5 protein-coding genes are annotated in these 9,507 nt (G+C 37.7%); 3 read left to right on the top strand and 2 right to left on the bottom strand.

What is annotated here, in order from left to right; translation table 11 throughout:
• Positions 1 to 192: 192 nt before the first annotated feature.
• Positions 193 to 4,344, bottom strand: a complete 4,152-nt coding sequence (locus F6K22_RS20260; RefSeq protein ID WP_293101799.1) for a PAS domain S-box protein — start codon at positions 4,342 to 4,344, stop codon at positions 193 to 195.
• Between the two features lie 1,459 nt (positions 4,345 to 5,803).
• Positions 5,804 to 5,983, bottom strand: coding sequence for a hypothetical protein (locus tag F6K22_RS20255; RefSeq protein WP_293101797.1), 180 nt, complete (start codon positions 5,981 to 5,983; stop codon positions 5,804 to 5,806).
• A 49-nt stretch (positions 5,984 to 6,032) separates the two neighbouring features.
• Between F6K22_RS20255 and F6K22_RS20250 the strand changes: the two genes are divergently transcribed.
• From F6K22_RS20250 to acnB, 3 genes are all read left to right on the top strand, one after another.
• Positions 6,033 to 7,037 (top strand): RNA-guided endonuclease InsQ/TnpB family protein, encoded by a 1,005-nt coding sequence (locus tag F6K22_RS20250; RefSeq protein ID WP_293101794.1) that lies wholly within the window; start codon positions 6,033 to 6,035, stop codon positions 7,035 to 7,037.
• 2 nt (positions 7,038 to 7,039) lie between these two features.
• Positions 7,040 to 7,201: a hypothetical protein gene (locus F6K22_RS20245; RefSeq protein WP_293101791.1), complete on the top strand. Its 162-nt coding sequence runs from the start codon at positions 7,040 to 7,042 to the stop codon at positions 7,199 to 7,201.
• A 177-nt stretch (positions 7,202 to 7,378) separates the two neighbouring features.
• Positions 7,379 to 9,507, top strand: a 2,129-nt coding sequence (gene acnB / locus F6K22_RS20240; RefSeq protein WP_293101789.1) for a bifunctional aconitate hydratase 2/2-methylisocitrate dehydratase, incomplete at its 3' end; no start/stop codon positions are given.

Here is a 9,507-nt window from a genome sequence, read left to right as displayed (position 1 = left end):
TCTCACTATAAAAGAAAAAAGGCGTTGCATAATCAAGATATGAGATCAAATCTGGTAGCATTGGTGTAATTAGACAAGGAGTCAGGAGTCAGGAGGGGGAAAGAATTTAGAAAGATTTGGCAATGATTGAAGATGGAACATTTGTTCCGACTACCTCCTCTGCAATTCCTCACTTCCCCACTCCCCTACTCCCTACTCCCTACTCCCTACTCCCTTATTTTTAAAATTACGAAGTAGCTCAGTTGCGTGGCGACTTTCCAATGGTTTTGAAAACCAATATCCTTGTCCTTTGTCACACTGAAATTGCTTAAGTTTTTGCATTTGATCTTTGGTTTCTATTCCTTCAGCAATTACTTCTAAGCCTAAATTATGAGCTAATGCAATAATTGCACTGACAATTTTTAATGCTTGACCACTCGTATCCGAGTCTAATCTACTGACAAAAGAACGGTCAATTTTCAGAGTATTAATAGGAAACTGATGTAGATAACTTAATGATGAATAACCTGTACCAAAATCATCTATTGATAATTTAATATTTTGATTTTTCAGTTTATTCAACTTTTGAGTGGCTAAACTAACATTTTCCATAATTACAGTTTCAGTAATTTCTAGCTTCAAGGAATTAGGTTGACAATTTGTTTCTTGTAAAATTTCCTCAATTTCTTCTGCTAGATTTGGTTGTGAAAGCTGCTTACTAGAAAGATTGACACTCATGGTTAAATTGGAGGTAGGAAATTGACACTTAGAATTATATACATAGCAAGTAGAAGAACATTTGCCATTGCCATTTTGTCTGTGAGATAAAGAGTTAGACATCAGGGATATTGCTGGAGTGTTATTTGTTGCGAATTTCTCACTGTACTGTGTATCTTGACAGTTAAATTCCTGCTGCCAAATAGTTAATTGATGACAAGCAACTCGCAATATCCACATTCCTAGAGGAATAATTAAACCTGTTTCTTCTGCTATGGGAATAAACTTAGCTGGAGAAATCAAACCTTTAGTGGGATGATGCCAGCGTACCAAAGCTTCAAAACCAGTAATTTGACCTGTAAATAGACAGATAATTGGTTGATAATTTAAGCGAAATTGAGAATGAGCTGGATTTTGTTTAATCATTTCTATGGCTCGTCGCAGATCGTTTTCCAGGTCTAATAAAGATATAGCTTGGCTGTGCATTGTTAAATCAAACACCTCATACCTTGCTTTACCTAAAGCTTTAGCCCGATACATAGCAATGTCTGCATCTCGCAGTAAGTCTTCCGGGTTATTGTAAATAGGACAAACATCAAGCTGATTTCCATCGGCACTATCGGCAAAATTTCCACGACTGCAAACAATGCCAATACTTGCTGTAGTAAAGACTTCATTCCCTTCAATATATACAGGTTTTGCCAGTTGTTGATTGATTTTCGCAGCTACTCTGGTAGCATAGTTAATATCGGGTGGATACTCTAGTAAGATCGTGAATTCGTCTCCTCCTAATCTCGCCAGAGTATCTGAAGCTTTGATACAGTTCTGTAGTCGCTTGCCGATCGCTATTAATAGTCTATCTCCTATAGTATGTCCCAAACTGTCGTTAATTATTTTGAACCGATCTAAATCTAGAAAGAGAACAGCAAACTGATAATCTGAGTATTGTCTAGACCGACGTAATGCTTGCCTTAGTCGGTCAAAAAACAAGGTACGGTTTGGTAAACCTGTCAGTGCATCGTGAAGCGCCTCATAAACAAGTTTGGCTTGTGTTTGTTTCTGTTCGGTGATATCTCTAATAATTATCTGGGTTGCTGCCTTACCATCATAAGTATAAGGTATTCCAACTATTTCCACATCTATGACTTCTCCATCTAGTCTAATCAACTTTTCTTCTTGTAAATGTGTTTGTTTTCCTTGTTGTTGAACTTGTTGTAGTCGTTGTTTTTCTATTTCTATATAGTCTGGAGGAATGAATTTCCAGAGAGATTGACCGATAATTTTTTCTAGGGAATTTGCGCCAAGTAACTTAGCTCCAGCAGAATTTATATAGACAAACTTTTCCATAAAATTGACGGCGATCGCTTCTGGTGAGTTCTCTACCAAACGACGGTAACGTTCCTCACTTTCTCGGAGTGCTTCCTCTGCTTGGTGGCGTTCCAACTCCACTTGATTAGTTGCGATGAATTTCCCTATACCTTGAGCCATTAATTCAATAATTTCTTGTTCGTGAGACTCAAATTCTTTTGTTCTAGCTTGGGGAGATGAGAAGGATAAAGTACCATAAATTTGATTATTTACGAAGATTGGAGTAGCAATATATAATTTTATCGGCATACCTTTGGCTTCTGATTCTTCTAATTCACTCCTCAAAATTGTTCTTTGTTCTGCGACTACTTTCTGACATAAAATATCGCCTAAATTAAATTCTTTTCTTCGTGCAAAATAATCCTGTTTTGACTGTACAGATTTAATGATAAATAATTCGCCTTTTACTTCACCAATAACTCCAGTATCCGTGCCAAAAATTTTACAACCTGCTTGGAGATAATCAGCAAAAAGCTCTTCTATATTATTATGATTACAGGTAGCAATTCTATGCAATTCCTTTAAACTAGAACTGAATTTTTCTAAGGCTTTAGTTTTGATAAATAATTCTGCTTCCCAATGGAATCTTTCTGTTATATCTGTAATAATACCAATAAAATTTGTTAAATGGTTATAAGAATTATAAACTGGTGCAATGAATAGTTCATTCCAGAAATCTGTGCCATCTTTCCGCACATTTTGCAAAATAACATGACATTCTTGACCATGTAAAACGGCTTTTTTGAGCTGAGAAATTGCTGGCTGATTTCTGTATTTTCCTTGTAAAAATCGACAATTTTTTCCCATCACTTCTCCAGCCTGATAACCTGTGATGCGCTCGAAACTAGGACTAACATAAATTATGGAATTATCTGGCTGAGTAGGATCGGTGATGACGATGCCATTGTTACTACTATCAATAGCCCGCTTCATTACTTGCAAGTGTTCTTCCTTAGCATGACGTTCAACGGCAATGGCTATCACATTAGCGATCGCTTGGAGAAAGTAAATATCATCTTGGGTAAACTCTCGATACTGTCTAGTATGAACTCCCAAAACACCCCAAGTTTTTTGAGAGTTATGGGAATTGCTATTTTGAGATTCTTTGATTTCTAAATTAGGTATGATTACAGTTGCACCACTAACTATTCGGTGGTTATGTAGCAAGGGTGAACCAGAAAAGCGAGTTTCCACGAGGAAATCTTTGACAATGACTGGCTGATTTGCTAACAAAGTATAACCTGCTTGGGATTTTTCCCCAGCACTAACTGTAGCTTTACCTACTAAATTCTTTTCCCAACCTACAGCCGCATAAAGAAGAAAGGCATTATTACCAGGCAACAATTCTAACACTTTGCTAAATTCTACATTTAAAGTTTTAGCAACTATGGCAACTGCTGTATCGATTAGTTTATAAATATTTGATGTTTGCAGTGCCTTTTGTCCTATTATTGCGACTGCTGCTTGTAGACGTTCACGATATTTGAGGGACTCTAACAGTTTATTTTCATTCTCTTGCGCTCGTTTTTGTTCAGTGATATCTCGGTTGACTCCTATAGTGCCAAGGATTTGATGAGATTTATCTAGCATTGGTACAACCGTTGTTTCACATAGACCCTCACTGCCATCTTTACGAATAAAGTTAATTTGTCCTACCCACCGACCATTGGCCTTCATCCCCTCAATTATTTCTGATGTTAATGTAGAAGATACTTCTGGTTGGTGTAAAATGGCTGGAGTCTTGCCCAATACCTCAGTTTTACTGTATCCAAACATTCTAGTTGCTGCTGGGTTCCAGTCAATGATGTAACCTTCTATATCTGTCAGAATCACCCCGTCGTAGAGATTCTCAAAAGTTAAAGCTTGTCTTTGCAGTGATTTTTGAGTAATTTTGTCTTCTGAAATATCTGAAAATATTGATAGTATTGCAGTTTCCCCATTGAATTGTACAGAACACATTGATATATTGGCCCATAACAATGTACCATCTGCTTTTTTCATAGGCACTTCGCGATGGAACATCCGTTCCGCTGCGGGAACGCATGTCAGACCTTCTTGATGTAGATTTACGAGCAATAATTCATATTGTTGAGGATTAGAGTAAAAATTAGATGTTGGAAGACCGATTGATTTGTGGTTAGGAATACCAAATTTAAGTCTAAATAATTCGTTGCTGAAGAGAATTACACCATCAACTGCACGGCTAATTACTATTGCTACTGGCATTAGTTTAGCAATAGTTTCCCATAGCTTTTCAGTTTCTTGTTGCATTTTTTTCATTGCTTACTTAAACTAGATATATTTTTTTGATCCCCGTGTTATATTTGATATTTTTTTTGATTTTTTTTATTGACTTTAATGAATGGCAACTTTTTATATGATTTATTCTAGATAACGATCTCTAATCATAAAAGTTAAATTTATAAACTTTTAACATCAAATTAGCACCTGGGTCAGATCATTATATTGTAAAGTATTTTTTCTGCACAATGTAAATTTTATTAATAGGATTTATGAAGATTTATTGATTTTACTTGACTTGATGACTTATAGTTAGTTGTCTTTTAAAAAAAGACAAAAGTTTAAAATAGTTGTATCGGGGTTTTCACCCCAGATGGAACACCTTGTAGAGGCAATTGATAAATTGCCCCTACTGTGGTAAAATAAAATGAAAGTTGCTATTTAGTGGAACTAAGAGATTGTTTGTAAAGGAAATAGGACTTACGCACCTGCAACGTATTTTCGTCCCTATCGACCGACAGGGAAGCAATCTCAAATCTTAGTTTTTCGTACCTCATGCGTAAGTCCTGAGAAAGATAAAAAAGAGGATAGGGAACATCGGATATGGGAATAGGGAGAGGCAAGAAGAGGCAACTATTTGCGACCATAACGGTAGGGGTTTGGTCACCAAACCCCTACGACAACGTATTGGAAAAATAAATCTCTACTTTTAGTTTTCAAAGTCCTAGAAAACTCAGTTCCCGTCTATTCTCCGCCACAATATGTGAAAATTGCAGATTTAGGGGACTTCCAAATAAAAAATTATCCTATTAGCTATGAAAATAAGGGAGTAGGGGCGATTCGCGAATCGCCTGTACGGGAGTAGGGAGTAACCAGTTAACGCGATTAGTAGAAAAATTGGGATAATTTATTTTCTGCTATTCCCTAGTTGTGATAGAGACAGGACTTACGCATGCATATCAAATTATACGCCATCTGTAGGGGCAAACGGCCGTTTGCCCCTACTAGATATAGTGGTTCTGCGTAAGTCCTGAGAGACTTAAATGCTAGTTTAAATCTAGCAATGGCGGTCAGTAAGATCTCCGCTCCGAAATGCGCGTTTAGCGATCTTAGTTGCGTTACGCCAGTTTTGCGAAGCAACAGCAAAAGAACGTGACAGCTTGTGGACTGGATAACACCGACGTTGCCTGGTTGAAGCAGGAATAGAACAAATTAGCGCAAAAATCATAGATTTTTACAGATAGTTTTCAGCAATTAACAATGAACAATTAATAATTAATAATTACCCCTTCTGAACAATTAACAATTAATAATTAATAATTATTTAGAGTGAAGCATTCATAATTTATAACAGACTAGCTCGTGCTTCTTTATGTTTGTCAATTATTCATTATTCATTATTAATTACAAAGGGGGGAGGCTTTAAACCTTAATTGTTGAATGAATAATTAATCGACTATCAACTCCTAATTATTAATTCTTAACTATTAATTATTAATTATTCGGTAAGTTTCTCAGAAGGGATAAATCTTCTGGGAACTTTCAGACCGTCCGTTTTTATGTTTAAGAAACTATAAGCATTGAAATACACTGTTTTTTTTAGTGAACCTAACTCTCCATAGGGGTGATTAACTGTTAAACTTAAACCGTAGAAAATAGTTGTAAAATTTACACTCATTGTTGTAATATTAAATAGGTAATAACTTAAGATGAAAAATCGAAAGTGAATGCGACTTGTTGACAGACATATTATCAACCGAACACATAACTTTTGGCGGGTGTGTGATGATTTAGCCTTTAAATCAAAAAACTTGTACAACCAGGCTAACTATTATTGTCGTCAGCATTTTTTCAAGTGCTCAAAAAGTCTGGATTTAACTAAACTATACCACGCCACCAAAGATAGCGATGCCTATAGATCATTACCAACTAAAGTATCAAAACAAATAATCAAATGCTTGGTGGCAACTTGGCGTGGTTATTTTCAGGCCATCAAAGAATGGTCAAAACATCCCTGTAAGTTTTTAGGTAAACCCAAAATACCAAAGTATAAGAATAAAACTCAAGGTAGGAATGTAGTTATATATTCAAAGGAATCAGTCTATAAAGCTCCTCTAAAAGATGGTATTTGTCACTTATCTATGAGTGAAATCAAAATACCTGTAGTTGTGGATACTGTCATCGAAGTCAGGATAGTACCTGCTACTAGCTGCTATATAATTGAAGTAGTGTATGAAAAAACTCTTCAGCCAGAAATAGACTCAACATATGTAGCCGGAATAGACTTAGGGATTGACCGGTTAGTAGCTCTATCTACAAATAAGCCTGGTATCAAACCACTGCTGATTAATGGGAAGCCACTAAAAAGTGTCAATCAATTATATAACAAGCGAAAAGCCAAGTACCAAAGTCACCTCAAAGGCAACAGAAAAACCAGTCGTAAGATTGAAGCATTAAGTTATCATAGAAATCGTTTTGTCGAGAATTATCTGCATAACACCAGCAAGTTAGTTGTTAATTATTTAGTGAAGAGTAATATTGGTACTGTAGTAATTGGAAAAAATGATAATTGGAAACAAGGTGCAAACATCGGTAAAAAAAACAATCAAAACTTTACCCAAATACCACACTCTAAGCTAATTCAACAGATAACTTATAAATGTAAACTTGCTGGTATCAAAGTCATGGAAACGGATATTGTTACACCAGTAAAACTTCTGCACTTGACCTAGAATTGCCATGTCAGCAGGAAAATTATGTGGGAAAACGAGTCAAACGTGGTTTATTTTTGAGTGGAACAGGTAAAGTGATTAATGCCGATATTAATGGCAGTATATGCGATAATCAGAAAGAAATTCCCAGAGTGCTTTACTGCCGTTTGCGCAGCATTCCGTAGGATGGGAATAGTGAGCTGTGCCGAGAGCGCCTATATTGGTTAATCCAATATCAAGATAAAAGCTGTTACAATTTTCTACAGTTTTTTTCGTACGGTAAGAGTATTGCGTCAAAATACCCTAAGCATAAATTGCTAAACTGTACAATTAGTAATATAAACTTGGAGGACACCTGAACAATGTTAGAAAACTATCAGAATCATGTACAACAACGAGCAACCCAGGGTATCCCACCCCTACCACTAGATGCAGGGCAAACATCAGAACTATGTGAACTCCTGAAAAACCCAGCAAACGGAATAGAAGAAAAGTTGATGGGATTATTGCGCGATCGCGTACCACCTGGAGTAGATGAAGCAGCTTATGTCAAAGCGGGATTTCTCACAGGTATTGCTAAAGGAGAAATTACCAGCCCTCTAATCACTCCCACCTACGCAGTGGAACTATTAGGAACAATGGTCGGTGGTTATAACGTTCAATCATTGATAGAGCTGCTTAAATCAGAAAATTCTGAACTAGCAAACACAGCAGCTAAAGCTTTAAGTAAAATTCTGTTAGTATATGACGCCTTCAACGACGTTATAGAATTGGCAGAAACTAACCCCTACGCCAAGCAAGTAGTAGATTCTTGGGCAGCAGCAGAATGGTTTACCACTCGCCCCCAACTTCCAGAAACAATAACAGTTACTGTCTTCAAAGTTCCTGGGGAAACCAACACCGACGACCTCTCACCTGCTCCCCACGCCACTACTCGCCCTGACATTCCCCTCCACGCATTAGCGATGCTGGAGTCGAAAATGCCGGAAGGGTTGAAAACTATTGCGGAATTAAAAGAAAAAGGTAATCCAGTTGCCTATGTTGGAGATGTTGTCGGTACTGGTTCATCCCGGAAATCTGCCTGTAACTCCATGTTGTGGCATATTGGGGAAGAAATTCCTTTCATTCCTAATAAAAAATCAGGTGGGTATATTTTAGGAGGAAAAATTGCTCCTATTTTCTTCAACACTGCTGAAGACTCTGGCGCGTTACCCATTGAATGTGATGTTACCAAAATGGAAACAGGAATGGTAATAACTATTCATCCCTACAAAGGGGAAATTACCAACGAAACTGGAGAAATAATTTCCACCTTTACCCTCAAACCAGAAACTATGCTTGATGAGGTACGAGCAGGTGGGCGAATTCCTCTATTAATTGGGCGTACCCTCACCGATAAAACCCGTAATGCTCTAGGATTAGAAACCAGCACTGTATTTACCCGTCCCCAAATGCCTGAAGATACAGGTAAAGGCTTTACTTTAGCTCAGAAAATGGTAGGAAAAGCTTGCGGTTTACCTGGTGTACGTCCGGGAACAGCTTGCGAACCATTGATGACAACAGTGGGTTCTCAAGATACCACCGGACCTATGACGCGAGATGAAATGAAAGAACTCGCTTGTCTTGGTTTCAGCGCTGACTTAGTAATGCAGAGTTTTTGTCACACTGCTGCTTATCCCAAACCAGTAGATATTAAGACTCACAAACAGTTACCAGATTTCTTTTCTGCTCGTGGTGGGGTAGCGTTGCGTCCGGGAGATGGAATTATCCACTCTTGGTTAAATCGGATGTTGTTACCGGATACAGTGGGAACTGGTGGCGACTCTCATACCCGTTTTCCTTTGGGAATTTCCTTTCCTGCTGGTTCTGGTTTAGTAGCATTTGCAGCAGCTTTGGGTTTAATGCCATTGGATATGCCAGAATCTGTGTTGGTGAGGTTTAAAGGTAAGTTGCAACCAGGCGTAACATTGCGGGATATTGTGAATGCTATTCCTTATGTGGCGATTCAAAAAGGGTTGTTAACTGTAGCGCTGGAGAATAAGAAAAATATATTCTCTGGACGAATCTTGGAAATGGAAGGTTTACCAGATTTGAAAGTTGAGCAGGCGTTTGAATTGACAGATGCAAGTGCAGAACGTTCCTGTGCTGGTTCCACAATTAAATTGGGTACGGAGACAATTTCTGAGTATCTGCGTTCTAACATTGCTTTGTTAAAAAATATGGTAGCGCGGGGTTATTCAGATGCGCGGACAATTATGCGTCGGGTTGCCAAGATGGAACAATGGTTGGCAAATCCAGAATTGATGTCAGGGGATGCAGATGCAGAATATGCCGAAATTATTGAGGTAGACTTGAACGAAATCAAGGAACCTATTGTGGCAGCACCTAACGATCCGGATAATATTAAATTGATGTCGGAATGTGCGGGGGATAAAATTGATGAAGTGTTTATCGGTTCCTGCATGACGAATATCGGTCACTATCGCGCTGA

It is taken from the genome of Okeania sp. SIO2F4, assembly GCF_010672385.1.
Classification (GTDB): Bacteria; Cyanobacteriota; Cyanobacteriia; order Cyanobacteriales; family Microcoleaceae; genus Trichodesmium.
Note: the sequence above shows the minus strand (reverse complement) of the source record. Positions and strands in the feature narration are given on the sequence as shown.